The organism is Acinetobacter sp. Brlt_5 (assembly GCF_051949055.1).
GTDB lineage: Bacteria > Pseudomonadota > Gammaproteobacteria > Pseudomonadales > Moraxellaceae > Acinetobacter > Acinetobacter indicus.
Map to the genome: position 1 here is coordinate 1 of NZ_JAYJLP010000051.1, position 481 is coordinate 481.

Sequence of the window (481 nt, forward strand, 5' to 3'; positions counted from 1 at the left end):
GGTAGTGTTCAAAAATCTGTGTCATTTCAATAAACTGAATCAAACAGGAAATGACACATCATGGCAAACAACTTTGATTTCGAAGCAGCTTTAAAACAATTACAGTCAGGACAACCCCTCACTGGTGAAAACGGTATCCTGACACCACTAATCAAACAGCTGACAGAAGCGGCTTTAAATGCTGAAATTGAAAACTATCTGGAAGAAAATCCTAAACCATCCAATCGCAGGAATGGTTACTCTCGCAAGACCGTAAAATCATCCTCCGGTTCATTTGAACTGGAAACACCTCGTGATCGCACTGGTGATTTTGAGCCTCAACTCGTCAAGAAAAATCAAACCAAACTCTCTGAAGAGATCGACAGTAAAGTCATCTCACTGTTTGCGCTCGGCATGAGCTACCGTGATATTCAAAAACATATTGCCGATATGTATGCACTGGATATTTCCGAGGGTGCCATTACCAATATTACAGACAAGC

1 protein-coding gene is annotated in these 481 nt (G+C 41.2%); it reads left to right on the forward strand.

Going from position 1 to position 481, the window contains the following annotated elements:
• Positions 1-60: 60 nt before the first annotated feature.
• Positions 61-481, forward strand: a 421-nt coding sequence (locus VF685_RS14060; RefSeq protein ID WP_440203686.1) for a transposase, incomplete at its 3' end; no start/stop codon positions are given.